Source organism: Arthrobacter sp. 9MFCol3.1, from assembly GCF_000620385.1.
Classification (GTDB): Bacteria; Actinomycetota; Actinomycetes; order Actinomycetales; family Micrococcaceae; genus Arthrobacter.
This window is the reverse complement of sequence record NZ_JIBJ01000022.1, coordinates 24827-51665: the sequence shown is the minus strand read 5'-3', so window position 1 is coordinate 51665 and position 26839 is coordinate 24827. Positions and strand designations below refer to the sequence as shown.

General features: G+C 66.5%; 22 protein-coding genes. 15 read left to right on the top strand and 7 right to left on the bottom strand.

Annotation, left to right across the window (positions count from 1 at the left end):
• On the top strand, nucleotides 1–345 hold a 345-nt coding region (locus C560_RS0116800), incomplete at its 5' end, for a M28 family peptidase (protein ID WP_026539077.1).
• Between the two features lie 108 nt (nucleotides 346–453).
• Here C560_RS0116800 and C560_RS0116795 read toward each other — a convergent pair.
• Nucleotides 454–1425 carry a polysaccharide deacetylase family protein gene (locus tag C560_RS0116795; protein WP_026539076.1) on the bottom strand — a complete coding sequence of 324 codons (972 nt, stop codon included), beginning with the start codon at nucleotides 1423–1425 and terminating at the stop codon, nucleotides 454–456.
• 15 nt (nucleotides 1426–1440) lie between these two features.
• A complete protein-coding gene (locus C560_RS22240; RefSeq protein ID WP_043423333.1) occupies nucleotides 1441–2967 on the bottom strand; it encodes a purine-cytosine permease family protein in 1527 nt (508 codons plus the stop codon).
• Nucleotides 2968–3074: 107 nt separating this feature from the next.
• Between C560_RS22240 and C560_RS0116785 the strand changes: the two genes are divergently transcribed.
• Nucleotides 3075–4619 carry a PucR family transcriptional regulator gene (locus C560_RS0116785; protein WP_026539075.1) on the top strand — a complete coding sequence of 515 codons (1545 nt, stop codon included), beginning with the start codon at nucleotides 3075–3077 and terminating at the stop codon, nucleotides 4617–4619.
• Nucleotides 4620–4649: 30 nt separating this feature from the next.
• Here C560_RS0116785 and C560_RS0116780 read toward each other — a convergent pair whose 3' ends face one another.
• From C560_RS0116780 to C560_RS0116760, 4 genes are all read right to left on the bottom strand, one after another.
• Nucleotides 4650–5462 (bottom strand): IclR family transcriptional regulator, encoded by an 813-nt coding sequence (locus tag C560_RS0116780; RefSeq protein ID WP_043423332.1) that lies wholly within the window; start codon nucleotides 5460–5462, stop codon nucleotides 4650–4652.
• A 97-nt stretch (nucleotides 5463–5559) separates the two neighbouring features.
• Nucleotides 5560–6816 (bottom strand): aminopeptidase P family protein, encoded by a 1257-nt coding sequence (locus tag C560_RS0116775; protein WP_026539073.1) that lies wholly within the window; start codon nucleotides 6814–6816, stop codon nucleotides 5560–5562.
• A 61-nt stretch (nucleotides 6817–6877) separates the two neighbouring features.
• Complete coding sequence (locus C560_RS0116770) at nucleotides 6878–8287, bottom strand: MFS transporter (RefSeq protein ID WP_026539072.1); 1410 nt, start codon at nucleotides 8285–8287, stop codon at nucleotides 6878–6880.
• A 589-nt stretch (nucleotides 8288–8876) separates the two neighbouring features.
• A complete protein-coding gene (locus C560_RS0116760) occupies nucleotides 8877–9557 on the bottom strand; it encodes a GntR family transcriptional regulator (protein WP_197026181.1) in 681 nt (226 codons plus the stop codon).
• Nucleotides 9558–9853: 296 nt separating this feature from the next.
• On the opposite strand from C560_RS0116760, the gene C560_RS0116755 reads away from it, so the two are divergent.
• The 4 genes from C560_RS0116755 to C560_RS0116740 all read left to right on the top strand — a co-directional run bounded on the left by C560_RS0116755 (nucleotide 9854) and on the right by C560_RS0116740 (nucleotide 15139).
• Complete coding sequence (locus C560_RS0116755; RefSeq protein WP_026539070.1) at nucleotides 9854–11212, top strand: MFS transporter; 1359 nt, start codon at nucleotides 9854–9856, stop codon at nucleotides 11210–11212.
• An 85-nt stretch (nucleotides 11213–11297) separates the two neighbouring features.
• A complete protein-coding gene (locus C560_RS0116750; protein ID WP_026539069.1) occupies nucleotides 11298–12686 on the top strand; it encodes a protoporphyrinogen/coproporphyrinogen oxidase in 1389 nt (462 codons plus the stop codon).
• Nucleotides 12687–12733: 47 nt separating this feature from the next.
• Nucleotides 12734–13627, top strand: a complete 894-nt coding sequence (gene dapA, locus C560_RS0116745; protein ID WP_026539068.1) for a 4-hydroxy-tetrahydrodipicolinate synthase — start codon at nucleotides 12734–12736, stop codon at nucleotides 13625–13627.
• A gap of 3 nt (nucleotides 13628–13630) precedes the next feature.
• Complete coding sequence (locus C560_RS0116740) at nucleotides 13631–15139, top strand: aldehyde dehydrogenase family protein (RefSeq protein WP_026539067.1); 1509 nt, start codon at nucleotides 13631–13633, stop codon at nucleotides 15137–15139.
• A gap of 15 nt (nucleotides 15140–15154) precedes the next feature.
• Here the strand turns inward: C560_RS0116740 and C560_RS0116735 are convergent, their stop codons facing one another.
• Nucleotides 15155–15826, bottom strand: a complete 672-nt coding sequence (locus C560_RS0116735) for a GntR family transcriptional regulator (protein WP_026539066.1) — start codon at nucleotides 15824–15826, stop codon at nucleotides 15155–15157.
• Between the two features lie 143 nt (nucleotides 15827–15969).
• Here C560_RS0116735 and glyA point away from each other — a divergent pair, with 143 nt between their 5' ends.
• The 9 genes from glyA to C560_RS0116690 all read left to right on the top strand — a co-directional run bounded on the left by glyA (nucleotide 15970) and on the right by C560_RS0116690 (nucleotide 26792).
• A complete protein-coding gene (gene glyA, locus C560_RS0116730; protein ID WP_026539065.1) occupies nucleotides 15970–17310 on the top strand; it encodes a serine hydroxymethyltransferase in 1341 nt (446 codons plus the stop codon).
• Nucleotides 17307–18527, top strand: a complete 1221-nt coding sequence (locus tag C560_RS0116725; protein ID WP_026539064.1) for a sarcosine oxidase subunit beta family protein — start codon at nucleotides 17307–17309, stop codon at nucleotides 18525–18527. Before glyA ends, C560_RS0116725 begins: the two co-directional genes overlap by 4 nt.
• A gap of 14 nt (nucleotides 18528–18541) precedes the next feature.
• Complete coding sequence (locus C560_RS0116720; RefSeq protein ID WP_026539063.1) at nucleotides 18542–18871, top strand: sarcosine oxidase subunit delta; 330 nt, start codon at nucleotides 18542–18544, stop codon at nucleotides 18869–18871.
• Nucleotides 18868–21822 (top strand): 2Fe-2S iron-sulfur cluster-binding protein, encoded by a 2955-nt coding sequence (locus tag C560_RS0116715; protein ID WP_026539062.1) that lies wholly within the window; start codon nucleotides 18868–18870, stop codon nucleotides 21820–21822. Before C560_RS0116720 ends, C560_RS0116715 begins: the two co-directional genes overlap by 4 nt.
• The gene (locus tag C560_RS0116710) at nucleotides 21815–22450 is read left to right on the top strand and encodes a sarcosine oxidase subunit gamma (protein ID WP_026539061.1); all 636 of its coding nucleotides are present in this window, start codon (nucleotides 21815–21817) and stop codon (nucleotides 22448–22450) included. The genes C560_RS0116715 and C560_RS0116710 overlap by 8 nt, the downstream gene beginning before the upstream one ends.
• Complete coding sequence (locus tag C560_RS0116705) at nucleotides 22450–23865, top strand: L-serine ammonia-lyase (RefSeq protein ID WP_026539060.1); 1416 nt, start codon at nucleotides 22450–22452, stop codon at nucleotides 23863–23865. The genes C560_RS0116710 and C560_RS0116705 overlap by 1 nt, the downstream gene beginning before the upstream one ends.
• A 2-nt stretch (nucleotides 23866–23867) precedes the next feature.
• Nucleotides 23868–24743 carry a formyltetrahydrofolate deformylase gene (gene purU / locus C560_RS0116700; RefSeq protein ID WP_026539059.1) on the top strand — a complete coding sequence of 292 codons (876 nt, stop codon included), beginning with the start codon at nucleotides 23868–23870 and terminating at the stop codon, nucleotides 24741–24743.
• Nucleotides 24744–24836: 93 nt separating this feature from the next.
• The gene (locus tag C560_RS0116695) at nucleotides 24837–26108 is read left to right on the top strand and encodes an N-acetylglucosamine-6-phosphate deacetylase (protein WP_026539058.1); all 1272 of its coding nucleotides are present in this window, start codon (nucleotides 24837–24839) and stop codon (nucleotides 26106–26108) included.
• 90 nt (nucleotides 26109–26198) lie between these two features.
• On the top strand, nucleotides 26199–26792 hold the full coding sequence (locus C560_RS0116690; protein WP_026539057.1) for an NADPH-dependent FMN reductase: 594 nt from the start codon (nucleotides 26199–26201) through the stop codon (nucleotides 26790–26792).
• Nucleotides 26793–26839: the final 47 nt, after the last annotated feature.

Here is a 26839-nt window from a genome sequence, read left to right as displayed (position 1 = left end):
TTCGGCGACGCCGGCCCGGCCGGGTCCAAGGCGATCGAGGACATCTTCTTCCGCTACTTCCAGGAGAACGCGCTGCCGGCCGAGACCACGCCCTTTGACGGCGGGTCCGACTACGACGCCTTCCTCTCGGCCGGCATTCCCGGCGGCGGGCTGTTCACCGGCGACGAGAAGAGGAAGACCCAGGCCCAGGCCCAGACCTATGGCGGGGAGGCCGGCAAGGACCTCGACCCCTGCTACCACGAGGCCTGCGACACCATCGCCAACACCAACCCGGAACTACTCACCGAAATGTCCGGGGCCCTGGCCTACGGCACCCTGGCCTACGCGATGGCCAAGACCGGCTAAACACCCCGCTTCGCCACTGGCTCCGGACCGTCCCACAGGAAAGTCCCCGGCCCAGCCACCTTCAGTTGAGGGGCCGGGCCGGGGATCTTGCAAGGGCCGAATTGTGCCTTAGATTCCGGCGCCGCGCCGCGCCGGGGCGCCTTGCGACTGCCGCACGGCGGCCGGCGTGAACTGTGCGCCGGTGTCCGGGAACCCGGGCACCGCAATGCGCGCGTGGGTGTGGATCTCCTCGACGGAGTCGCGCGTGTGCTGCGCGATCTTCTCCATGGTGGTGACCCACATGCCGTCCATCGACTTGACCCGGTCCATCAGCTGCTCCAGGGCCACGGCCTTGGACGGCCGGCCGGAAATGAAGGGGTGGTTGGTCAGGACGAAGCAGCTCCCGGCAGCGTGGTGGGCCTCGGCCTCCAGCGTCCACATTTCCAGGACCTTGGCCGGGCTTTCGATGACGCCACTTCCGGTGACGCCCGGGTAGAAGGCATACTGCTCCCAGTCGTCCAGAGCCCAGTCGACAGGGATTTCCACGAGATCGCGGGGGTCTGCCTCGGCAACGCTGAAGCGGTACGGCGCGTCGCCGTCGAGCAGGCTTGAGTCATAAAGGAACCCGCGGTCGGCAAGGAGCGTCGCGGAATGCCAGTTGAGCTCCCACCACGGGGCACGGTAGCCGGTCGGCCGGACGCCGGCGGCCTTGGCCAGGGCATCCAGGCCCCGGTCGATGTACCGCGCCTCCGTGGCGGCGTCGATGCCCTGCATGGGTTCGTGCAGGTATCCGTGGTGCGCAATCTCGTGGCCGCCGTCGGCTATCCGCCGGACCACGTCCGGGTAGCATTCGGCGGTGAATCCCGGGACGAAGAACGTCGCCTGGATCTGCTGGCGCTCAAGGATCTGCAGGATCCGCGGGACGGCGACCTTGGGCCCGTAGGACTGGTGCGTCATGAGGGACATGCGCCTGGTGCTCTGCGGGTCATGGGCGATGGTGCAGGATTCGGCGTCGACGTCGAAGGTGAAGGACGCTGCGGCCCGATGGCCTTCGGGCCAGGTGATGGGATGGGCGGTGTCGGCGAAAGCGGGGAAGTTCACGGGGCTGGTCTCCTGCTAGAGGGCGGTGCGGGTGGTTGACGGGACCGCGAGGTCGCTGGCAAGAGGCGTATCTGCGGCCTGTTCGCTGTCGGGAACATCAAGGAACTTGCGGTGGAAACGCGGGCCGAGGACGGCGTAGGCGGCAGCGCTGGACAGTCCCCCGGCGAGCCAGGACAAATCCCACCCGCCCAGGGCGACCGCTATGGGTCCCTGCATTGCCGGCACCAGCCCGTACATGAACAGCCAGGTGGCGAAGATGCCGATGATCAATGAGGCGATGCCGGCCGGGTTCACGCCTGGCAGCCGCTTGGTGCCGACGGCGTCGAACAGCCTGGCCGGGTTACCGGGCCAGCGCTTTTCGATCCAGAAGTAGTGGACCAGCATGACTCCGCCCCAGGCAGCCACCCAGGCGACCAGCCCAATCAGCCATGCGTCCAGCACGGAGGCGAAGTCCTCCTGGAAGATGAAGAAGATCACGACCGCAAGGGAGAAGACGCCGACGAACAGGTTCAACTTGCGCCTGCTGATGGAGATGTCCAGCGCCTGTGTGGCTACGGAAAAGGTGTAGATGTTCAAGATGTTGGTCGCGATGGGGCCGTGCAGCACCATGAGCAGCACGGGCAGGGCCAGCGCGCCGAAGTTCAGGACGATGAGCTTGCCGGGGTCTATTTCCCCTGTGTTGGTGGCCAGGCTGGCCCCCAGGATGCCCAGCCAGACGACCGGGATGAACTGGCCCAGCACCGAGGCGAGGTAGACCTTGCGCTTGGGCACCGTGGTGCTGACGAAGCGCGAGTAGTCTGCGGCGTAGGTGAACCAGGTGATGCCCCAGCCGATGCCGATCGCCGTCATGACAGCGCTCATCGCAGCGATGCGTTCCGAGCCTTCCAGGATGTGTCCTGCCGGGCCGGCGTAGGTCCAGTTGATTTTCATGCCGAACCAGGCCACTGCCGACATCACGGTCAGGATGATGATGGTCGGCGGGACGGTCCATTTTTCGAAGGCGGCGATGGCCTTGTAGCCGAACCAGGCAATGGTTACCTGGGCGGCCATGATGAAGGTGGCAATGGCGATCTTCCACGCATAGTTGTGGGCCTCCGGATCAACCCACCCCAGGGTTCCGAACAGCGCCATGACCAGGTCCAGGATGATCCAGGTGTTGACTGCACACCAGCCGATCACCAGAAGGGCCTGGATCGCCGCCGGGAGGTAGTTTCCGCGCCGGCCGAAGGCGGCGCGGGCCAGGACCATGCCGGTCGCCCCCGTCTTTTGCCCCAGCAGGACAAAGCATCCGAAGAGCAGCATCCCGATCAGGTTGCCAAGGACAAGGACGGTGACCGTGTCCGCGAACCCCAAGCCGAGCTGGATGCCGAGCGCTCCGAGCACCCAGTTGATCGGGGCGAGGTTGGCGCCAGCCCAGATCCAGAACTGGCCGGACACTTTGCGCGTCCGCTCTGATTCGGGAATGGGGTGGAGCCACGCTTCGTGGTCTTCACTGGCTTCCGGCGCGGTGCCGGCTGGGGCCGCTGGGGATTTTTGTCGCATGGGGAGCCTCCGAGGATGTGTGGGATTCCTCAAGATTATGTGTCGCAGGCCACATTCAGCCATATACAATGTGTCTAAACAAACGTTGAGCGACGTGACGGAGTGTAATGTCCATTCGTCTTGAAGACGCCCTGAACCATCCAACGCTGGCGGCCGCCGCTCCCGTCATCCGGGCAGCGGCCCGGACTGCCGCCAGGACCCAGCTGCGGTGGATCCACTCCAGCGAGATCATCGACATCGCGCCGCTGCTTGCCGGAGGGGAGCTGCTGCTGACCGGCGGAGAAGCTCTCGCCCAGGCCTCCGAGGAGCGGCAGGTCAGTTACGTTCGCCAACTGGCGGAGCGGGGTGTGGCGGCCGTAGCCATCGAAACCGGGGTGGCCCTTCCGTCTCTGCCGTCCTCAATGGTGGCGGCCGCCGAAGCAGCCGGCCTTCCGCTGATCGAACTTCGCGCGGTGGTGCCGTTCGTCGGCGTCATGCAGGCCATAAACTCGATGCTGGTCAGCGACTCGGTGTCCCAATTGCGGCGGGCGGACGAGGCCAGTCACGCCATGGCAGTCGAGCTGGCGCACGGCGGCGGCCTGGACCGGATCCTCGCCGTGCTGGCCGGCATCATCAATGCCGAGGTGACCCTGACGTCCATAGCGGGCGCGACCCTGGCCAGCGCAACCCCGGGGCAGGCAGAGGCTTCCGACGCCGATGCCTCCTCCCCTGGGCCGCAGGAGCAGGCACGCCTGATCCACATCGACGTGCCGATCCGTGGCATCCTCGCTGCCCAGCTGTTGCTCCGGGTCCCGGCCGGCGAGGACGAGAACCTGGCCCGGACAGCCGGGAACCGCTCAGTGGACATTCTGGCCCTGGCATTGCTCCAGCGGATGTCTCCCGGGCTCAAGGAAGTCGCTGGGGCGGCCCTGCTCCGCGCGATAGACTCGGGCAGCCAGACCTGGCGGCTCCAGCAGCTGGCTTCCGCGGCCGGGATTCCGCCGGGCGCCGCGCTCGTGGCCATCGTGATCCGCTCCGACATGCTCCAACAGCTCCGGGCGCCGGTGGAGCGCCTTCTGACCCGCGGGGCGCAGCCGAGCGCCACCTACGTCGACAACGCCGAGCTCCTGGCGGTGGCCGTACAGCCGGGCGATAGTCCGCGCGAAAGCCGGGATACGCTCCTGGCCGGCCTGCGGGGGCTGCCCGCGCTGGCCGATACGCTCGTCGCCGTTGGCCCGCTGGCCGCCGGGATCTCGGAAGCTCCCTGGTCCCTGTCGGAAGCCAGGCTCACGCTGGAATTGGCAGATGCGCTGGGACATTCACCGGCGGGGGCAACCGGCCCGCACTGTCCCGTGATCGATTCCGAGGCATTCGCCGTCGAACGCCTTGCGGTGGGAAGCCTGGAGACCGAACAACGGCGCAACTTCGTGCGCCAGCAGCTGGGCGCACTCCTGGACCATGACGCCCAACGCAATTCGCGGCTGCTCGACACCCTGGCCACCTGGCTTGATTCCGGATGCAACACCGCCCAGGCGGCCCGGGAGCTGCACGTGGAACGGCAGTCGATGCATCAACGGCTGCAGCGGATCTTCGAGCTGTGCGGCGGCGACCCCCGGCGGACGGGCCGGCTTGCGGCGTTGCATTTGGCCGCGCGGCTGGCCCGGCTCAGCTGAGGCGGGTGCGTGTTGCTTGCCGGCCCGGCGTTAGTCGTTGCCGCGGGACGCGCGGCCGCCCAGCCGGCTGGTGATTTTGTCCGCCGCAGCCGCGCACGCTTCGCCCAGGCTCTGCAGTCCTTCGCGTGAGACGCGGAACCGGGGCGCCGAGATCAGGACGGCCGCCACGATGTCGCCGCGGTGGTCGTGGACGGGAGCGGCCACGCCCACTTCGTCGATGGAGGATTCGCCGTAGTTGATGGCCCAGCCGCGGGCCGTCACATCCTTGAGCTTGATCTGGTAGCCATCCAGGCCCGCGTCATCAAGTCCCGGGTAGCTGATCGCTCCGCTGCGCAGGAGGGTTCGGACGCGTTCGACGGGCGCTGCGGCCAGGAAGACCTGCACGGAGGCGCTCATGGCGTCGGTGTACCGGGCTCCCAGCGGGGTGGTGTGCTTGATCTGGTGGTGGCTCGCGATCTGCTCCACGCACATCGCCTCGGCGCCGTTCCACACCATGAGGGCACTGGTTTCGCCGGTCCGTTCGGTGAGTTCACGCAGGACCGGATACGCCACGCGCCGTTCTTCCAGTTCGGCGAGCAACGGTCCGGCGACGGCGATCAGGCCCAGCCCCAGCCGGAAGCGGCGGGTTTCCGGATCGCGTTCCACCAGGTGTTCCTGTTCGAAGGTGGCCAGGATCCGGGAAACGGTGCTCTTGTGCAGGCCCACCCGGTTGGCGATCTCGGTGACCCCGAGCAACGGTTCGTCCGCCGTGAAGGTTCGCAGCACGGCGATGGCGTTGACGATGACGGAGGTGCCCTTGGTGTCGCCGTTTCCGGTGGTTGCGGGAGATTCTGCTGGGGTCATGGTGTCTACCATCATTCCGCATGAGGGCCCAAAAGCGGCGCCACGGTGGACGTGGCGCCGCTTCTGCTGTCCTTCCCTTTCAGGGGGTGTGGGCCGCTCAGGCGCCCACGATGTTGTATTCCGGGCCGAACGGGAACTTCGTGATGTTCTCGGCTCCGTCCTCGCCGACCACCAGGATGTCGTGCTCGCGGTAGCCGCCGGCGCCTGGCTGGCCGTCCAGAACGGTGATCATGGGTTCCATGGAGACCACCATGCCGGGCTCGAGCACGGTGTCGATGTCCTCGCGGAGTTCCAGCCCGGCCTCGCGGCCGTAGTAGTGGCTCAGAACGCCGAACGAATGTCCGTAGCCGAACGTCCGGTTGGCAAGGAGTCCATGGCCCACGTAGATCTCGTTCAGCTCGGCGGCAATGTCCTTGCAGACAGCTCCCGGCTTGATGAGCTCGAGTCCGCGCTTGTGGACCTCCACGTTGATGTTCCACAGCTCCAGGGAGCGGGCGTCGGGTTCGCCGTAGAACAAAGTACGCTCCAGTGCGGTGTAGTACCCGGACGTCATGGGGAAGCAGTTCAGGGACAGGATGTCGTGTTCCTGGATCTTGCGCGTGGTGGCCCAGTTATGGGCTCCGTCGGTGTTGATGCCGGACTGGAACCATACCCAGGTGTCACGAATTTCCGAATCCGGGAACGTCCGGGCGATTTCGTGGACCATGGCCTCGGTGCCGATCAGGGCGACCTCATATTCGGTGATGCCGGCGGTGATGGCGTTGCGGATGGCTTCGCCGCCCAGGTCGCCGATGCGGGCCCCGTGCTTGATCACCTCGATCTCTTCGGCCGATTTGATCATCCGCTGGCGCATCGCGGCCTGGGCCACGTCCACCAGGGTGGCCCCGGCAAAGGCTGCCTGGATCTTGTTCCGGTTGTCCAGCGGAAGCGAATCGTCTTCGACGCCGAGCCGGCGGGGGTTGATGCCGCGGGTGCGCAGCACCTCCTGGATGGCGAAGATGTAGTTGTCCCGGCGCCAGTCCGTGTACACCACGTTGTCGCCGTAGCTGCGCCGCCACGGCATGCCGGCGTCGATGTTGGCCGTGACCGTCACGGTGTCGTCCTTGGTGACCACCATGGCGTAGGACCGGCCGAAGTAGGTGAAGAGGAAGTCCGAGTAGTACTTGATGGAGTGGTAGCTGGTCAGGACGACGGCGTCCAGGTCCTTCTCCGCCATGATGCGGCGCAGTCCGCCGAGCCGGCGCTCAAATTCGGCGTTGGAAAAGGTCAGCTTTTCCTTCTGCCCGTTGTGCAGGACTTTCAGTCGCTCCAGTTCGGCGATGGACGAAGCGTTGTTGGAGGTTGCGATGGTCATGGTGGTGGTGCCTTTCTGCAGTGCTGTTCTTTGGAGGGGAAAATTTGGGGGTCGGCCGGGGCTACTCGTGGCGCAGCGGTTCTTTGCTGGTTTCCCGGGAGAGCGCCACGGCGATCAGGGAGATGGCCGCGGCACCGGCCAGGTACCAGGCCGGCGCCAGGTCATTGGCCGTCGCGGCGATCAGGAGGGTGGCCATGAACGGCGCAGTGCCGCCGAAGAGCGCGTTGGAGAGATTGAAGCTGACGGCGAAGCCGCTGTAGCGGACGCGGGTGGGGAACATTTCCGCCAGGAAGCTCGGGAGCGTGCCGTCGTTGAGCGTCAGCATGCCGCCCAGCAGGATCTGGACCAGGACGATCACCAGGAAGTTCCCGGTGCCCAGCAGGGCGAAAGCCGGCACGGTCAGCAGGATGAAGCTCAGGGATGCGGCGATCAGCACTTTCTTGCGGCCGTAGCGGTCCGAGAGCATACCGGTCAGGAAGATGAATCCGATGTATGTCACCAGGGCGATGGTGGTGGCCAGGAAGGATTCGGCCGCACCGAGACCGAGCTCCGAGGACAGGTACGTGGGCATGTAGCTCAGGATCACGTAGAACCCGACGGCATTGAGCAGCACGGCTCCGACGGCCTTCAGCAGCAACCGCCAGTGGTTCCGGAAGAGGCTGGATACCGGGGCCTTGATGGCCTGGTCCTCCTCTGCCAGTTCGCGGAACACCGGCGTGTCTTCGAGCTTGGTGCGGATATAGCGTCCGATCAGGCCCATCGGGGCGGCGAGCAGGAACGGCAGGCGCCATCCCCAGCTCTGCATCGCCTCTGCACTGAGCAGGACGGTCAGCAGGCCCGCGAGCAGGGAGCCCAGCAGCAGGCCCGCGGCCGTGCTGGCCGGAACCACGGCCGCGTAGAGGCCGCGCTTGTTGGCCGGGGCGTATTCCACCAGGAAGGCCGACGCGCCGGCATATTCGCCCGAGGCCGAGAAGCCCTGGACGACGCGCACCACCAGGAGAAGGATCGGCGCCCAGATGCCGATGGCGTTATATCCCGGGATCAGGGCGATGCAGAAGGTCGCTCCGGACATGATCAGGATTGAGAGGGAAAGCGCGGTACGGCGCCCCACCCGATCGCCAATGTGGCCCCAGACAAAGCCGCCCAGCGGCCGCACCAGGAATGAGATCGCGAACAAGGCGAAGGTCAGCAAAAGCGCGGTCTGGGGATTGGACTCGGGGAAGAAGACCGCGGCGATTGTTGCGGCCAGGTAGCCGTAGACGGCGTAGTCGAACCATTCGACGAAGTTCCCGATGAAGCTGGCGGCGACCACCCGCCGTCGGGTTTCCCTGCTGACTGCGGGATCGTGGCCGCCAGGGGCCGCATGGCCGCTCAACGTACTTTGTCCCGGGGAAGTGCTGCCATGCCCGTTATTCGACTCCGGGCTGGTCTGCCCCGCAAGAGTGGCGGGGGAGGAATTTTCGTTACTCATGTGTCCACCAAAGTGTTTTGGAGTTGCAATCAGTGCAACGCTGTTGCACCAGATTAGGCGTGACGCATGACACAGTCAATGCCTTTTTGCTCCGGGGCCGTGAATTAGTTCAGCGGACATGCCCGGGCATGTCGGTCCGGTGAGCGGCCAGGCTACGCCGCGCAGTTGCATTGAACGAGACGAGGTTGCGACAAATACGCCCCTCACCTGCTGCCTTGTGAAAAGCTTGGGCTGCGCAGTTTCGCGGTTCCCTCCGGGGCGGCGCGGTGCGAGACTTGGTGAACTATCGAGCGACTGGGGGGCCAGGTCAGGAGATCGTCTTGGGCATTCTGGTACGCACGCGCATTTCCGGCCGCCGGACGGCGGGCGAGCCATGATGGCCGGGTGGGCCTATCTCATGGCCGGCATCATGACCGTGGATTCGCTCCTGCTGGGGCTGCTCCTGATGAACGTGAAGTGGCCGAAACGCTGGAAGTGAAACGGCCAAACCTGAAGCGCATTTCGGGAGCCTCGCGGGTAGTACCTGCCGCGACCCGCATTCGGGTGGTACTCGGTAGGTGCCGCATCTTCGGGCACAAAGTGCGTCGGGTTAGCCCTGGGCCTGCGCGGCAAGCCGGGCCCTGATTCGGTCGGAGGCGTCGAGAAGTGATGCCGCATTGATGGAAGCGGCCGCGTCGGCGTCGTTACTGCGTGCGGCGGTAATCAGGCCCTGCTGATACCGCCACAGGGAGTCATCGCCCGCAGTATCCAGCGAGCCCTGGGCTCCGACGATCTTGTACGCCCGGCAGTGCTGCCAGAGCGTGCGGATCGTTTGGACGAGCACGGGGTTCCCCGCAGCTTCGTAGAGGATCGTTAGCAGGGCCTCGTCATGATCCAGGAGTGCGATGACCCTGCGCTCGTCAATAGCTGCGCGCATCAGCTCATACTCCGCCTGCATCTTGTCGCAGTCCTGAGCGGTGATCCGCCGGCTTCCCAGCCGCGCCGCCTCCGTCTCCAAAAGCCGGCGGACGTCGTAGACATGGATCAGTTCCTCCAGCGTGAGGCTTTTTACGACGGCGCCCTTGTGCGGTTCGCGCTCGGCCAGCCCCGCTTCTTCCAGACGCCGGATCGCCTCGCGAACAGGCATGACACTGGTCCCGACCTGCTCCGCAAGATCACGGACCCTCAACCTGGCGCCGGCCGGGAGGTCGCCGTTGAGGATTGCCTCGTGAATCATCGCGTAGACCTGATCGGTCAGCAGGGTTGGGACTACGCGCTTGGATATGACCACAGATCAAATATATCCTCCCGCCGCCCCCTGGCCCTTCCAGCACATGCCGCGAGAATTCCGGACCGCGGAAAAGTTCAGATTCCCCCTTGTGTGATTTGTGATCACATCTTACAGTGGTTTGTGTCACACAGCCCGCTGACAGCCCCTCCTGAGACTCGGCGGGGACGGGCTCGCAAGTTATATGCATACCGGTCGTTCGTTGCCAATGACGACTGCGCACAGGCCGGGAAACGGCAAAAAATTCTCTTCTCGGGGCCCGCGATAACCGGTCCACCCAAGTTCCGAAAGGAAACGCAATGTCCCACCCACTCGATGACGCGCCCCTCTCGTCCTTCCATAAGAAACTGGCGCTGTATTCTTCCGGGGGCCCGTTCCTGGACGGGTACATCCTGAGCATCATCGGCGTTGCGATGATCCAGATCACTCCGCAGTTCAATCTCTCCGCCTCGGAACAGGGGCTGGTGGGAGCAGCCGCCCTGGGAGGCATCTTTTTTGGCGCGTTCCTCGGCGGCTGGTTGACCGACAAGTTTGGCCGGCACCTGCTCTTTACGGTGGACCTCATCGCCCTGGTGGTCTGTTCGGTCCTGCAGGCCTTCGTCAATGACGCGTTTTGGCTGATCGTCCTGCGCCTGCTCATCGGCTTCGCCGTCGGTGCTGACTATCCGATTGCCACCTCGCTGCTCGCCGAATTCACCCCGAGCCGCTGGCGCGGTCCTCTGCTGGGCGCCTTTGTCACCATGTGGTTCGTCGGTGCCGCTGCCGCGTACATTGTCGGCCAGTTCCTGCTCACGTTTGAAGACGGGTGGCGCTGGATGCTCGCCAGCGCAGCCGTTCCGGGACTGATCATTGTCCTGCTGCGCATTGGAACCCCCGAATCGCCGCGCTGGCTGGCCAAAGTCGGCCGCGATGAAGAGGCCAACAAGGTGCTCGCCAAGGTGTACGGTCCCAATGTCTCGTTGGCCGATCTGCCGGAGGAAAGCGGTAAAAACATCAGCGTCGGCGAACTCCTGAAGTCCGGCTACGGCAAGCGCATGGCCTTCATCACCATCTTCTGGACATGCTCGATCGTTCCGCTCTTCGCGGTGTACGCGTTCGGCCCGGCCATCCTCGGGGCCCTCAAACTCGGCGCCGACCTGGCGCACGTCGGTTCCGCGGCCATCACCGTCATGTTCCTCGTCGGGTGCCTGATTGCCGTGGCCCTCGTCAACAGGATGGGCCGCCGCCCCCTCATCATCAACAGCTTCCTGTGGAGCGGCCTGGCGCTTCTGGGCCTGGGACTGTTCCCGGAGAGCGACCCATGGATCATCTTGGCCCTTTTCGCCGCCTACGCCGTCTTCATCGGCGGCACCCAGATCATGCAGTGGGTCTACCCCAACGAGCTGTTCCCCACCGAAGTCCGCGGCTCGGCAGTGGGCCTGGCCTCATCCCTCAGCCGCATCGGCGCAGCCGTCGGGACCTACCTTGTGCCTCTGGCCCTGACAACGCTGGGCATCGGAACCACCATGATCATCGCCGCGGTGGTCACCCTCGTCGGCCTTGCCGTATCCATTGCGTGGGCCCCCGAAACGCGGGGCCTGACCCTGGGCGAGGCTGCTGCCCTCCCCGGCTGCACCGCCAAGGCAGGCAGCCCGGTCAGGAAGCACGCCACGAGCTAGGTCCTCGAAAAAGGTTTTCGGCGGAGTCGCCATCACCGGCGGCTCCGCCCCGCATCAACACAACAGCTATGAAGGAAAGCGAACCATGAAAGATGTAGTAATCGTCGGAGGAGGTCTCGCCGGGCTCTCGGCAGCCTGGCGGCTGCGGCACTGGGACACGGTGCTGCTCGAATCGGGGCACCGCGTCGGCGGCAGGATCCGCTCGGAGCGCCGCGGCGCCTACTGGCTGAACTGGGGAGGACACGTCTTCGCCGGAGCCGGATCCTCCACCGATGCCTTGCTCACTGAAGTCGGCGTTACGGCCGTCCAGATACCCGGGTCCCTCCAGGCGCTGTCGATGAACGGGAAGTTCATCCGCGAGGGACACATCGCGACGTACCCGTTCCGCATTCCCATGTCCCTCACATCGCGCATCGACACGCTGCGGGCCGGCATGAAGGTGGTCAGCGGAGTAGCCAAGTACACGGCCGTCGTGAAGAAGCGCGCGGGCGAATCCGGCGCCATGCGGCAGCAGCGCATCTATGACTTCGAGAACGACAGCTCGTTCCAGGACTTCATCGGAAACCTCTCAGAAGACGCCGCCGCACTGTTCAAGACCACGGTCACACGCTCCGCGGGCGACATGAACGAAATCTCTGCGGGCGCCGGCATCGGGTACTTCAGCCTGGTACTCGGCATCGGCCAAGGTCTCAGCCAGGGCATAGTCGGCGGCCCGTCCACCCTGACCGAGTCGATCGCGGCCTCGCTGGGCGACCGCATCCAGCTCGGAGCCACCGTGCAGGAGATCGTGCACAAGAAGAACTCCGTTCTGGTCCGGTACAGCCAGGGTGGTGCCGACCGGGAGGTGGAGGCCCGCGCCGTCGTCCTTGCCACCACCGCCGATGTGTCGCACAAGATCGGCGTCGACCTGCCGGAAGACCTGCGCGGCGCACTCAGCCAGATCAAGTACGGCCCGCACGTCAGCACGGCCTTCCTGACCAATGAGACATCGGCAAGGCCCTGGGACGACATCTACGCCATCGCGGCGCCGAAGCGCTCGTTCGCGATCGCCCTGAACCAGGCGAGCATCGTCCGTGGTTCCGAGTCCGTTCGGAAGCCCGGCGGCAGCTTCATGACGTTCTCCCCGGCCAATCTGGGGCGCGCGTTGCTGGATAAGAGCGATGAGGAAGTCATCGCCACCCACCTCGCCGATCTCGACCAGGTCCTCGGCCACGGATTCGCCGACAGCGTGGTGGAGGCCCAGACGGACCGGTGGAAGATGGCGTCTCCCTACTGCTTCCCCGGCCGGGCCAAGCTCCAGTCGACCCTCATGCGCGGGACGGACCGCGTGTTCCTGGCCGGAGATTTCCTCGGAACCCTCTACACCGAAAGCTCCATCACCACCGGCTTCTCGGCGGCCCAGGAAGCTGCCAGCCTGCTGGCCACAGAACGGCAAAGCTCCACCACGCACCTTCGCCTGGCATCCGGATCCTGATCCGGCCCGCTACGACCCCACATCTTAAGCAAGGAGACCAACCAACCATGTCAAAGCAACTCAAGGGCGTGCTCACCGCACTCGCCACCCCGTTTGACCAGGACGGCGCCATCGACGTCGACACCCTGCGGCGTATTGTCGACCGCTCCATTGACGCCGGCGTCGACGGCGTCGTGGCTGCCGGATCAACGGGCGAGGTCGGTGCACTGTCCTCCGAGGAGCGGCTGCTCCTCATTGACACCGTCATCAAGCAGGCTAACGGGCGCGTCTCGGTCATCGCCAACACCGGCGCCACCTCCACCGCAGAAGCCATCCGGCTTTCGCAGGCGGCTGAGAAGGCAGGTGCGGACGTGCTCATGCTGATCACCCCGTACTACGAGCCGCTCACGCTCGCGGAAACCGTCACGTACATCAAGGATGTTGCCCGGTCGGTCAAGCTTCCGGTCATGCTGTACAACATCCCGGCCGTCACCGGGGTCAACCTGGATCCGGCAACGGTCCGTGCGCTGGCCGAGGAGGTGGAGAACATCCGGTACATCAAGGACTCGAGCGCGAACTGGGAACAGGCGCTGCAGCTGATCCACCATCACGGGGATGTCATCGGCACGTTCATCGGGTGGGATGTCTACCTCTACAGCGCTCTTGCTGAGGGCGCGGCCGGCGTGATGGCCGGCACGGCCAACGTCGTGCCCGACGAAATCGTTGCCGTCAGCCGGCTGATCGCCGACGGCGACCTTACGGGGGCCCGTGACCAGTGGAACCAGCTGTACCCGGTCATCGACGCGCTCCTCTCCGTCCCCTTCATCCCGGCCGTCAAAGCCGGTCTTTCCTTGCAGGGACTTCCGGCCGGCTCACCCCGGCGCCCCACGGCCGATCTCAGTGCCGGGGACCTCGCACGGGTTCAGGACGCCCTGTCTGCCCTTTACCAGAACGTGGGCTGAGCGATGTCCACCTCGGTCAGCAGCTCTGCACAGATCCGCCGGAGCCGGACACTCGATAAGCTCATCACCGCTGAGGATCTGGCACCCGGCGGGCACTTCATTGACGGAGCCTTCCGGGCCGGCAACTCCGGCGCCGTGACCGACGTCGTGGATCCCTGCAATGGCGAGCCGATCACGTCAGTCGCCGACGGCACGGTCGAGGAAGTCGACGCCGGTGTGGCGGCCGCCGTCGCCGCGAAGAGGCAGTGGGGATCCCTGGTGCCCAAAGAACGCTCCGAAATCCTGCACCGGATCGCCGACCGCCTCAGCGAACACTCCGAGCTGCTGGCCCGGATTGAATCAGCGAACACCGGAAAGCCGTTCATGGTCTCCGAAGACGACGTCGCCGGAACCATCGACACCTTCAGGTTCATGGCAGGCGCCCTGCGGGCCACCACCTCCCTGGCCGCCGGCACTTACGCGGCAGAGCATTTGTCCCTGATCCTGCGGGAACCGTTGGGCGTGGTGGGAGTGGTGACGCCCTGGAACTACCCCCTGCTCATGGGCGCGTGGAAGATCGCCCCCATCCTGGCCGCAGGCAACACCCTGGTGTTGAAGCCGTCCGAACAGACACCGCTGACCACCTTGAAGTTCGCGGAACTCGTGGCCGACATCCTGCCGCCGGGGGTCTTCAACGTGGTCACCGGCCGCGGCTCGATCGTCGGGGCCCGGCTCTCCGACCATCCGGACGTGGACATGATCGCGCTCACCGGGTCCGTCAACAGCGGCCGTGCCGTTGCCCGCGGAGCCGCGGAATCACTCAAGCGCGTCCACCTCGAGCTTGGCGGCAAAGCCCCGGTGGTGATCTTCCCCGACGCCGACCTGGCGGCAGCCGCGAAGTCCCTGCGTGCCGCCGGCTACTGGAATTCAGGTCAGGAATGCGGAGCGGCCTGCCGGGTGCTGGTCCACAATTCCGTTGCCGACCGGTTCACGGAACTGCTGGTTCGGGAGGTCAACACGCTCAAGGTGGGCGAACCCGGTGCCGGGCCGGAGATCGAGATCGGTCCCCTGACGTCCAAGGGACACTTCGACCGCGTCGTCGGCTACCTCGAGCGTGCCCGGCGCGACGGCATCCGCGCGGCCGCGGGCGGCGCTGCACTCGAGGGTCCGGGCTACTTTGTTGCGCCGACCGTATTGGTCAGCGTGCCCGACGGCGCCGAATGCTCCCGCGAGGAAATCTTCGGACCCGTCATCACCATCGAGACCTTTGAGACCGAAGAAGAAGCAATCGCCCGCGCCAACGACGTCCCGTTCGGCCTGGCCGCCTCAGTCTGGACCGAAGACGCCCGGCGCAGCCATGACGTGGCATCCAGGATTGACGCCGGCACCGTCTGGGTGAACTCGCACCTGGTGCTGGCCAACGAGGTGCCCTGGGGCGGATTCAAGGGTTCAGGTTACGGACGTGATCTGTCCATCTACGCCCTGGACGACTACTCCAGGACCAAACATGTCATGCACAACCGCGGGCGCTAACAGGGCCGGCGGCGGCTAGAGGATCTTGCGGATGGTCTCCTCGAAGCTGGTGACGTGGTGCAGGGCGAGTTCGCCGGCCCTGTCCGCGTCGCCCTCGGCCACCGCCCTGAGCAGCTCCACATGCTCGCTAATGTGGCCGCTGACCGAGGGGACCTTGTCCAGGACCAGGCACCAGATGCGCGTAGCCAGGTTGTCGTAGCGGATCAGCGTGTCTTCCAGGTGCGGGTTGGCCGCGGCCCGGTAGATCAGCCGGTGCACCGTCAGGTCGTAGCGCATCAGCTCCCGGGACTCTGCGGGACTCGGGGCCAGTTCCGCAATGGTCTTGGCGACATCCAGCAGTTCCCGGCGCATGGCGGCATTGGCCCGCGTTGCCGCCCGGCGCGCCGCCAGCGGTTCCAGCAGTTCCCGGATTTCCGAGACGTCGGCCAGTTCCGTGAAGTCCACGGTGGTGGCAAAGGTTCCCCTTCGCGGGTAGGAAACCACCAGGTGGTCCACTTCCAGCCGCTTGATCGCCTCGCGCACGGGAGTGCGGCCGAACCCGAGCTCGGCGGCGAGCTGCCCGTCATTGATGGGTTCGCCGGGCCGGATCTCGAGCATGATCAGCTTGTCGCGCAACTGCCGGTACGCGGCCTCCGCCTGGGAGATGGCCTCGTCCTCGGCGGGCGGCAGGACGGTGAGTGCATTCACGGCTCGGCTCCGTTTCTGGATTTCAACCGGAAGCCTGGTTCCACTTGGCTTCCGGCTATTGACTCTGGTGTGACCTCAATCATACCATTGTTCTCACACTGATATATCAGTCATAGCAATAGTGGTATTTCAAAGGAGCAACCGTGGTTGAGCAGTTGAACGAGCGACTTTCCGTAGTCGATCCCGAGGTCGAACAGGCCGTGGCGAGGGAACTGAAGCGCCAGCAGTCCACCCTGGAAATGATTGCGTCCGAGAACTTCGCCCCGGCCGGGGTCATGGAGGCGCAGGGTTCGGTGCTGACCAACAAGTACGCCGAGGGCTACCCGGGCAAGCGCTACTACGGCGGCTGCGAGCACGTTGATGTGATCGAACAGCTCGCCATCGACCGGGTCAAGGCCCTGTTCGGCGCCGAGTACGCCAACGTCCAGCCGCACTCCGGCGCGCAGGCCAACGCCGCCGCCATGTTCGCCCTCCTGGAACCGGGCGACACCATCATGGGGCTGGCCCTGGCCCACGGCGGCCACCTCACCCACGGGATGAAGATCAATTTCTCCGGCAAGCTCTACAACGTGGTCCCGTACCACGTGAGCGAGCACAACCACCTGGTGGACATGGCCGAGGTGGAGGCACTGGCCCTTGAACACCGGCCCAAGATGATCGTGGCCGGCTGGTCCGCCTACTCCCGGCAGCTGGACTTCGCCGAGTTCCGGCGCATCGCCGACCTCGTGGGCGCCTACCTCATGGTGGACATGGCGCACTTCGCCGGCCTCGTGGCCGCCCGGCTTCACCCGAACCCTGTCCCCTACGCCGACGTCGTCACCACCACCACGCACAAGACCCTCGGCGGACCGCGTGGCGGCGTGATCCTGGCCAAGGAGCAGTACGCACGCAAGATCAACAGCTCCGTGTTCCCCGGCCAGCAGGGCGGCCCGCTGGAGCACGTGATCGCGGCCAAGGCCGTGGCCTTCAAGATCGCGGCGTCCCCCGAGTTCAAGGAACGCCAGGAGCGCACCCTCGAAGGCGCCGGGATCCTCGCGTCCCGGCTCCTGAAGGACGACGTCGCGGCGGCCGGGATCTCCGTGGTCAACGGCGGCACCGACGTGCACCTGGTCCTGGTGGACCTGCGGGACTCGGAACTGGACGGGCAGCAGGCCGAAGACCGGCTCCACCGGATCGGCATTACCGTCAACCGCAACGCCGTCCCGTTCGATCCCCGCCCGCCCATGGTCTCCTCCGGGCTGCGGATCGGCACCCCCGCCCTGGCCACCCGCGGCTTCGGTGCCGCGGAGTTCACCGAGGTGGCGGACATCATCGCCTCCGCCCTCATCTCGCAGGCGCCGGGGGACGAACTCAGCGACCAAACCGCCGCTGAACTGCGCGGACGCGTCAGCGCCCTCGCGGACCGATTCCCCCTTTACCCGCATCTCGGCACCAGCACAGCGGCGACCGGGCTTGAGGCAGAACTGATTGGAGCAGCACAATGACCACCGAACACCTGCCGGAGCACCCGGACTTCCTCTGGCGCAACCCGGACCCGAAGTCCTCCTACGACGCCGTGATTGTCGGCGGCGGCGGACACGGCCTGGCGACGGCGTACTACCTGGCCAAGAACCACGGGATGACCAACATCGCCATCCTGGAAAAAGGCTGGCTCGCCGGCGGCAACATGGCCCGGAACACCACCATCATCCGCTCCAACTACCTCTGGGACGAGAGCGCGGCGATCTACGAGCACGCCCTGAAGCTGTGGGAGATCCTGCCCGAAGAACTCGAATACGACTTCCTGTTCAGCCAGCGCGGGGTCATGAACCTGGCCCACACCCTGGGCGACGTCCGCGAAAGCGTCCGCCGCGTCGGAGCCAATAAACTCAACGGCGTCGACGCCGAGTGGCTGGACCCGCAGCAGGTCAAGGAACTCTGCCCCATCCTTAACATCAACGACAACATCCGCTACCCGGTCATGGGTGCCACGTACCAGCCGCGCGCCGGCATCGCCAAGCACGACCATGTCGCCTGGGCGTTCGCCCGCAAATGCGATGAGCTGGGCGTGGACATCATCCAGAACTGCGAGGTCACCGGCTTCATCAAGGACGGCAACCGCGTCACCGGGGTCAAGACCACCCGCGGCACGATCAACACGGAAAAGGTCGGACTTTGCGCCGCCGGGCACAGCTCGGTGCTGGCGGAAATGGCCGGATTCCGGCTCCCCATCCAGTCCCACCCGCTCCAGGCACTGGTGTCCGAGCTCCACGAGCCGGTCCACCCCACCGTCGTCATGTCCAACCACGTCCACGTCTACGTCTCCCAGGCGCACAAGGGCGAACTGGTCATGGGCGCCGGCGTGGACTCCTACAACGGCTACGGCCAGCGCGGATCATTCCACGTGATCGAGCACCAGATGGCAGCCGCCGTCGAACTCTTCCCGATCTTCGCCAGGGCCCATGTGCTCCGGACCTGGGGCGGGATCGTGGACACCACCCTGGATGCCTCCCCGATCGTAGGCACCACCCCGGTGGAGAACATGTTCGTCAACTGCGGCTGGGGCACCGGCGGTTTCAAGGGCACACCGGCGGCCGGGCTGACGTTCGCCCACACGATCGCCACCGGGGAACCGCACAAACTCAACAAGCCCTTTGCACTCGAGCGCTTCGAAACCGGCGCCCTGATCGACGAACACGGCGCCGCCGCCGTGGCCCATTAGAAAGAGGTAAGGACATGCTCCTGATTCCCTGCCCCAACTGCGGTCCCCGCGACGAGACCGAATTCCACTACGGCGGACAGGCCCACGTGGTCTACCCCGAAAACCCGGCAGAGCTCACGGACCGTGAATGGGCCGAGTACCTGTTCTACCGCGACAACACCAAGGGCGCCTTCGCCGAACGCTGGCTGCACAGCACCGGCTGCCGGCAATGGTTCAACATGCTCCGCGACACCGTCACCTACGACATCCAGGCCGTCTACCCAATGGGTCAGCTCCGTCCCGCCACGGGGACCACAGCCCCCACCCTCACCAGCCCCGTCTCCCCGGAAGGAGCAGTCAAATGACCGCTCAGCCGCAGCCCGCGCGTCTTAGCACCGGCGGACGCATCGACCGCAGCGTCACCTGGCGCTTCACCCTGGACGGCCGTGAGTACACTGGCCACCCCGGCGACACCCTCGCCTCCGCGCTGCTGGCCAACGGCCGGCTCCGCGCGGGTGACTCCCTGTATGAGGGACGGCCCCGCGGCATCATGTCCGCCGGCGTCGAGGAATCCAACGCCCTGGTCAAGGTTGCGGCCCGGTTCCCGGGCCACGTGGCCGAATCCATGCTCCCGGCCACCACGGTGTCCCTCGTGGACGGCCTCAGCGCCGAGTACCTCAGCGGACTGGGCAAGCTGGACCCGGCCGAGGACCACGCCGAATACGACAAGAAGTATGTCCACACCGACGTCCTTGTGGTCGGTGGCGGCCCGGCAGGCCTGGCCGCGGCCCGCGAGGCCGTCCGGTCCGGCGCCCGGGTCATCCTGATCGACGACCAGCCCGAACTGGGCGGCTCGCTGTTGTCCGGCTCCACGGATCCGGCCCTCGCGGAGAGCATCGAAGGGCAGCCAGCCCTGGAATGGGTGGCCAATGTTGAAGCCGAACTGATCTCCGCGGCCGAGTGCACGGTACTGAACCGCACCACGGCCTTCGGCTCCTACGACTCCAACTACATGATCGCGGCCCAGAACCGGACGGACCACCTCCTCACCCCGGCCGCGCCCGGCGTGTCCCGCCAGCGGATCTGGCACATCCGTGCCGCCCAGGTCATCCTGGCCCCGGGTGCCCACGAACGCCCGCTCGTTTTCGAAAACAACGACCGCCCAGGCATCATGCTGGCCTCCGCGGTGCGCAGCTACCTCAACCGCTACGCCGTCGCCGCCGGTTCCCGCGTGGTCATCAGCACCACCAACGACAGCGCCTACGCCCTGGCCGCCGACCTCCGCGCCGCCGGCATCAAGGTCGAGGCCGTCGTGGACGCCCGCGCACAGCTGAGCGAAACCGCTGCGGCAACCGCCGCGGCCGGCACACGGGTGCTGATCGGCAGCGCCGTCGCCAACACCACGGCCGATGCGTCCGGCGACGGCCGGCTCGCCGGCGTGACCGTCCGGAGCATCAACGACGCCGGTGAACTCACCTCGGGCATCGAACAGCTCCCCTGCAACCTGCTGGCCGTCTCCGGCGGCTGGTCGCCCGTGGTTCACCTGCACTCCCAGCGCCAGGGCAGGCTCCGCTGGGACGAGGACCTCGCCGCCTTCGTCCCCAACAGCGTGGTTCCCAACCAACAGGTGGCCGGCTCCGGCCGCGGCACGTTCGCCCTCGGCGACTGCGTGGCCGAAGGCGTCTCCGCCGGCGCCGCGGCGGTCCTGGCCGCGGGGTTCGACTCCGATGTCGAGCCTTCACCGCCGGCGGCGCCGCGCGCCTCCGCCCCGACCCGCCAGCTGTGGCTGGTTCCCGGGGAGGACGGCGGTCCGGCGGACTGGCACAACCACTTCGTCGACTTCCAGCGCGACCAGTCCGTGGCCGATGTCCTCCGCTCCACCGGGGCCGGCATGCGCTCGGTGGAACACGTCAAGCGGTACACGTCGATCAGCACCGCGAACGACCAGGGCAAGACTTCCGGGGTGAATGCGATCGGCGTGATCGCTGCCGCGCTGAAGCACGGCGGCGGTGAAACGGTTGGGGTAGGCGAGATCGGGACCACGGCCTACCGTGCCCCCTTCACGCCCGTGGCGTTCGCCGCCCTCGCCGGCCGTCAGCGCGGCGAACTCTTCGACCCCGCCCGCCTCACCTCCATCCACCCCTGGCACGTCGCCCAGGGCGCCCTCTTCGAAGACGTCGGCCAATGGAAGCGGCCCTGGTATTACCCGCAGGACGGCGAGGACATGGACACCGCGGTCCTTCGCGAATGCGCCGCCGTCCGGGAATCCGTGGGCTTCATGGACGCCACCACCCTGGGCAAGATCGAGATCCGCGGCAAGGATGCGGGCGAGTTCCTGAACCGCATCTACACCAACGCGTTCAAGAAACTCGCTCCGGGTTCGGCCCGCTACGGCGTCATGTGCACCCCGGACGGGATGATCTTCGACGACGGCGTCACGCTCCGCCTGGACGAGGACCGGTACTTCATGACCACCACCACCGGCGGCGCGGCCAAGGTGCTGGACTGGCTGGAGGAATGGCTGCAGACCGAGTGGCCTGGACTGGATGTGCACTGCACCTCCGTCACGGAGCAGTGGTCCACGATCGCCGTCGTCGGACCAAAATCCCGCGCCGTGCTCGCCAAAGTGGCGCCGGAACTGGCAGCCGGCGGCGGCCTGGACGCCGAGGCTTTCCCGTTCATGACGTTCCGCGAGACCACCCTGGCATCCGGCGTTGCGGCCCGGGTCTGCCGGATCTCGTTCTCCGGCGAACTGGCCTACGAAATCAATGTTCCGTCCTGGTACGGGCTGAGCACCTGGGAAGCCGTGGCGGCGGCCGGCGCGGAGTTCAACATCACCCCGTACGGCACTGAGACCATGCACGTGCTGCGGGCGGAGAAGGGCTACCCGATCGTCGGCCAAGACACCGACGGAACCGTCACCCCACAGGACGCCGGCATGGAATGGGTAGTGTCCAAGGTCAAGGACTTCATCGGCAAACGCTCCTACACCCGCAAGGACGCCGGCCGCGCCGACCGGAAACACCTGGTCAGCGTCCTCCCCGTGGACGGCAGCATCCGGCTCCCCGAAGGCACCCAGCTGGTGGAACAAGGCATCACAGTCAACCCCGCCTTCGGCCCCGTGCCGATGCAGGGGTTCGTGACCTCGAGCTACCACAGCGCGGCGCTGGGCAGGTCGTTTGCGCTGGCCCTGATCAAGAACGGGCGCAACCGCATTGGCGAAACCCTGGTGGCCGCCGCCGGCGATCAGTTGGTTGACGTTGTCGTCGCAGAAACAGTACTTTTTGACTCTGAAGGGGCCCGTAAAGATGGCTGACACAGCAGCACTCGAAAATTCCAAGAAGATCCAGACCCTCCGGAAGAGCCCGGCGTCGGTCCTGAGGACAGCTTTTGAAGCGGGGTCCGTTGCGGGCACCGTGGAGCTGCGCGAGGTGCCGTTCCTGACCATGGCAGGGCTCCGGGTCGATCCGGCCGGCGAGGCCGGGAAGCGGCTGGGCACGGTGACCGGAGGGCTGCCCTCCGCTTCGGGGGAAGTCCGCGGCAGCGGCGACACCGCGGTGCTGTGGCTGGGCCCGGCAGAATTCCTGCTCGTGGCCCCCGCCGAATCCCACGAAAGCCTGGGCGGCGAACTCCCCCGGGCGCTCATCGCAGCACTGGGCGACGGCGAGGGCCAGGTGGTGGATCTCTCCGCCAACCGCACCACGCTTGAGCTCTCCGGGCCCCGGGCCAGTGCCGTGCTGGAGAAGGGCTGCGCCCTGGACCTGCACCCCCGGGTCTTCAAGCCCGGGACGGCGCTGTCCACGGAAATCGGCGGCATCCCCGCCATTCTGTGGAAGACCGGGGACGAGACCTACCGGATCTTCCCGCGGGCATCCTTCGCGGAGTTCCTGGGCCGCTGGCTCCTGGACGCCATGCGCGAATATGCGTCCACCGAGGTTCCCTGATGGCGCTCAGCGTCCTGGACCTGTTTTCTGTTGGCATCGGGCCGTCCTCCTCCCACACGGTCGGTCCGATGCGGGCGGCCAAGCGGTTCGCCGACGGGCTCAAAAGCGATGGGCAGCTGAGCTCAACGGCGAGGGTGCAGGCCGAGCTGTTTGGTTCCCTCGGCGCCACCGGCCGGGGCCACGGTTCGGACAAGGCCGTCGTCCTGGGGCTTCAGGGCCAAGATCCCGAGAGCGTGGATACGGGCACCGCTGATGACCAGGTGGCTGCCGCTGCCCTGGATGCGGAGCTGCAGCTCGCCGGCCATCACCGGGTCGACTTCAACTGGGATGAGGACGTGGTCCTGCACCGCCGCAAGTCGTTGCCGGCCCATCCGAACGGCATGACCTTCCGGGCGCTTGACCACAACGGGACACTGCTCCGGGAGCGCAGCTACTACTCGATCGGGGGCGGCTTCGTCGTCGATGGCAACGCACAAGGCGCTGACCACGTGGTGGCAGACGAGACCGTGCTGCCCTACCCGTTCACAACAGCTGACGAACTCCTCGAAATATGCCACCGTGAGAATATGTCCGTCTCCGACGTCATGCTCGCCAACGAACTCGTCTGGCGCAGCGAGGCCGACCTCCGGGAAAAACTCCTGGCACTGTGGGCGGTCATGCGCCAATGCGTGGACAACGGCTGCGCTGCCGAGGGCATCCTGCCCGGCGGGCTGAACGTCAAACGCCGCGCCCCGGCGTTGTTCCGGACGCTGGCAGCATCCGCTCTCAGCGCCGAGGCGGATGCCCGGAACCCTTCGCTCGTCCACGTGCCTGCCGACCCGCTGCTCGCCATGGAATGGGTGAACCTCTTCGCGCTGGCCGTCAACGAGGAAAACGCCGCGGGCGGCAGGATCGTCACCGCTCCCACCAACGGCGCCGCCGGCATTGTGCCGGCCGTGTTGCACTACTACGTCAAGTTTGTCCCGGGCGCCGACGACGACGGCGTCATCCGGTTCCTGCTGGCGGCGGCCGCCGTCGGGATCCTGTTCAAGATCAACGCCTCCATTTCCGGGGCGGAGGTCGGCTGCCAGGGCGAAGTCGGATCGGCGTGTTCCATGGCGGCGGCGGGACTCTGCGAAGTGCTGGGCGGCACCCCGGAACAGGTGGAAAACGCCGCCGAAGTCGGGATCGAGCACAACCTCGGGCTGACCTGTGACCCCGTCGGCGGGCTCGTGCAGATCCCCTGCATCGAACGCAACGCGATCGCCAGTGTCAAAGCCATCAACGCCGCCCGCCTGTGCCTCCACGGCGACGGCAGCCACAAAGTCTCGCTGGACAAAGCAATCAAGACCATGCGCGAAACAGGAGCAGACATGAAGACCAAGTACAAGGAAACCTCCCGCGGGGGCCTCGCCGTGAACGTCGTGGAGTGCTGACCATGGCCGCGGACCAGACACCCGACACCGTGGAGCACGTCCTGACCCTGGACTGCCCTGAAACGCGCGGGATAGTCCACGCCGTGTCCGGCTTCCTGCTGGACCAGGGCTGCGACATCCTGGAGAGCAAACAGTTCGACTCTCAACTGGACGGCCATTTCTTCATGCGGGTCCACTTCGCGTCGGCCGGAGACCACACCACGCTGGATTTGCTCCGCGACGCGTTTGTGCCGGTCGCCGAAAAGTTCGGCATGCGCTGGGAGCTGCGGCGGCACGGGACCAAACGGCGGGTGCTGATCATGGTCTCGAAATTCGAGCACTGCCTCAACGATCTGCTGTACCGGGCACGCACCGGAGAGCTGCCCATCGAGATCGTCGGCGTCGTCTCCAACCACCCCGACCACCGACGGACCGTCGAATGGCACGGCATCCCCTTCTTCCATGTGCCGGTCACCCCGGACACCAAGCCTGCGGCCGAACAGCGGCTCCTGGAACTGATCGACCGGATGGACGTGGAACTGGTGGTCCTGGCCCGGTACATGCAGGTCCTCAGCGACAACCTCACCCGCCAGCTGGATGGCCGCGCCATCAACATCCACCACTCCTTCCTGCCCAGCTTCAAGGGTGCGAAGCCGTACCACCAGGCGCATGCCCGGGGCGTGAAGACGGTCGGCGCCACCGCCCATTACGTCAACGCGGAGCTGGACGAAGGGCCCATCATCTCCCAGCAAGTGGTGGAGGTGGACCATACCTTCAGCCCGGACGATCTCGTGGCCGCCGGACGCGATACCGAATGCAGGGCACTCTCCAACGCCGTCCGCTGGCACTGCGAGGGACGCGTCATCCTGCAGGGCAACAGGACAGTGGTGCTGCATTAGGTTTGGCCCGGCGTTGGCTCCGGAACCTGCCAAGCTAGTCTTCAACTAGCCCTACCTGCCCGCCAACGCCCGGCCACACAGAAACCAGGCACCATGATCCTGCCCCTCGAGGACCGCGCCGCCGCCGCTCCTGCCTACCTCCTGCGGGGCGCCCTCATCACGGACGGCGCCTGCACGCCGGACTGCGTGGTGGCAGTGGAAGGCGGCCGGATCGCCTACGCGGGACCCAGCGGCGGCTTTGACGCCGCGCATTTCCCGGATGCGGAGGAGCTGCCGCTGCCGCCCGGCAGCTCCCTGCTTCCCGGGCTTGTCGACCTCCACTGCCATGGCGCCGCGGGCGGCGGATTCCCGGCCGGCAATGACCGGGCCTGCCGGGCGGCCGTGGACTTCCTGCACCGCAACGGGACCACCATGCTCTTGGCCAGCCTCGTCGCCGCCCCGGACGATGAGCTGGTGCGGTCGCTCGGCGTACTCAAGGTCCTGGCAGCCGAGGGACTGATCGCCGGCGTCCACTCCGAGGGCCCGTTCCTCGCCGCCGCCCGCTGCGGCGCGCAGGACCCGCGGTGGCTCCGTGACCCCGACCCTGCACTGCTCCGGCGGCTGGTGGCGGCGGCCGGCGGAGCCCTGCGGACCATGACGTACGCCCCCGAACTGCCGGGTGCGAGTGAGCTCCTCCGGATCCTCACGGACCACGGCGTGACCCCCTCGCTGGGCCATACCGATGCGCCTGCCCCCGTCGCGGCCGCATCGCTGGCGGAAGCCGCGGATCTTATCGGCTCGGGCGCGGTTTCCGGGGCCTTCGGACCGCATGCCCGGCCCACGGTGACCCACCTGTTCAATGGCATGCCTCCCCTGCATCACCGGAGTCCCGGACCGGTGGCCGCGTGCCTGCGGCTGGCGGCCGCCGGCACAGTCGTGGTCGAGCTCGTCGGCGACGGCGTCCACCTCGCCCCGGAAACGGTCCGGATGGTGTTTGACCTGGTCGGAGCCGGGGGCATCGCGCTGGTGACGGACTCCATGGCGGCAACCGGGCTGCCCGACGGGAACTACGAACTCGGCGCCGCGGATGTTGTGGTGCACGACGGCGTGGCTACCCTGCGCAGTGGCGGTGCTCTTGCCGGGGGCACAGCGACCCTGTTGGAGGTTGTCCGCACCACCATCGCGGCGGGAGTGAGTCCGGCGGACGCCGTCGCGGCGGCCACCCTGGTTCCGGCCCGGGTCCTGGGCCTGGAGACCGAGATCGGAGGCCTCCGGGCTGGTATGCGCGCCGATATCATCGCCGTTGACCCGGGCTTCGACCTCGTGACCGTCCTGCGTGGCGGACGGATCCTGCCGGACCATGGACGCGCCGCGCGCAAGCCCTGAACCCCGGGACCGCGGCGGTTGCGGAAGTTTCGGGCCCTCCGTTTTGTTGTTCTGAGTGTGGGCAAACACAACTTCCGGAAGGAGCCCGCCATGATCCGCATCGCTATCGTGCTCGGGAGCACCCGGCCCGGACGCCTCGGAAAGGCCGTCGCCGACTGGGTAGATGCCCGGGCATCAGAACGCGGCGATGCCACCTTTGACGTCCTCGACGTCGCCGATTTTGATCTTCCGCTGCTGGACGAGCCAATGCCGCCCTCGTTGGGCCGTTACAGTCTCGGGCACACTAAGGCCTGGTCCGAAGCTGTCGACGGATTCGACGGCTACATCTTCGTCATGGGCGAGTACAACCACTCGATCCCCGGAGCGCTGAAAAACGCTGTGGACTACCTCTACAAGGAGTGGAACAACAAGGCCGCCGGGTTTGTCAGCTATGGAAGCAGCGGCGGCATCCGCGCCGTCGAACACTTCCGCGCAGTGGCTGCGGAGCTGCAGATGGCCGACGTCCGGGCCCAGGTAGCGCTTCCTTTGGCCACGGAGTTCGCGAATTACCGCACTTTCATCCCGACGGCGGCCGCGGAAAGAAGCCTGCAGACCCTGTTTGACCAAGTGATCGCGTGGGCCGGCGCACTGAAGATCCTCCGGCCGGACCACGCCCACGGGACCGAAGACGCGAGCGCGGCCTGACCGCTGCCCTGGCTGAGCCCGGCTTGCCGGGGCCGCTGGGTTCGTGC

Bases quoted from the DNA above. Each gene is read 5' to 3' on its own strand.
- C560_RS0116690 (WP_026539057.1), top strand. From the start codon at position 26,199: ATGATCCGCATCGCTATCGTGCTCGGGAGCACCCGGCCCGGACGCCTC.
- C560_RS0116705 (WP_026539060.1), top strand. From the start codon at position 22,450: ATGGCGCTCAGCGTCCTGGACCTGTTTTCTGTTGGCATCGGGCCGTCC.
- dapA (WP_026539068.1), top strand. From the start codon at position 12,734: ATGTCAAAGCAACTCAAGGGCGTGCTCACCGCACTCGCCACCCCGTTT.
- C560_RS0116710 (WP_026539061.1), top strand. From the start codon at position 21,815: ATGGCTGACACAGCAGCACTCGAAAATTCCAAGAAGATCCAGACCCTC.
- C560_RS0116740 (WP_026539067.1), top strand. From the start codon at position 13,631: ATGTCCACCTCGGTCAGCAGCTCTGCACAGATCCGCCGGAGCCGGACA.
- C560_RS0116775 (WP_026539073.1), bottom strand. From the start codon at position 6,816: ATGACCATCGCAACCTCCAACAACGCTTCGTCCATCGCCGAACTGGAG.
- C560_RS0116725 (WP_026539064.1), top strand. From the start codon at position 17,307: ATGACCACCGAACACCTGCCGGAGCACCCGGACTTCCTCTGGCGCAAC.
- C560_RS0116770 (WP_026539072.1), bottom strand. From the start codon at position 8,287: ATGAGTAACGAAAATTCCTCCCCCGCCACTCTTGCGGGGCAGACCAGC.
- C560_RS0116715 (WP_026539062.1), top strand. From the start codon at position 18,868: ATGACCGCTCAGCCGCAGCCCGCGCGTCTTAGCACCGGCGGACGCATC.
- purU (WP_026539059.1), top strand. From the start codon at position 23,868: ATGGCCGCGGACCAGACACCCGACACCGTGGAGCACGTCCTGACCCTG.
- C560_RS0116750 (WP_026539069.1), top strand. From the start codon at position 11,298: ATGAAAGATGTAGTAATCGTCGGAGGAGGTCTCGCCGGGCTCTCGGCA.
- C560_RS0116755 (WP_026539070.1), top strand. From the start codon at position 9,854: ATGTCCCACCCACTCGATGACGCGCCCCTCTCGTCCTTCCATAAGAAA.
- C560_RS22240 (WP_043423333.1), bottom strand. From the start codon at position 2,967: ATGCGACAAAAATCCCCAGCGGCCCCAGCCGGCACCGCGCCGGAAGCC.
- C560_RS0116780 (WP_043423332.1), bottom strand. From the start codon at position 5,462: ATGACCCCAGCAGAATCTCCCGCAACCACCGGAAACGGCGACACCAAG.
- C560_RS0116695 (WP_026539058.1), top strand. From the start codon at position 24,837: ATGATCCTGCCCCTCGAGGACCGCGCCGCCGCCGCTCCTGCCTACCTC.
- C560_RS0116720 (WP_026539063.1), top strand. From the start codon at position 18,542: ATGCTCCTGATTCCCTGCCCCAACTGCGGTCCCCGCGACGAGACCGAA.
- C560_RS0116785 (WP_026539075.1), top strand. From the start codon at position 3,075: ATGTCCATTCGTCTTGAAGACGCCCTGAACCATCCAACGCTGGCGGCC.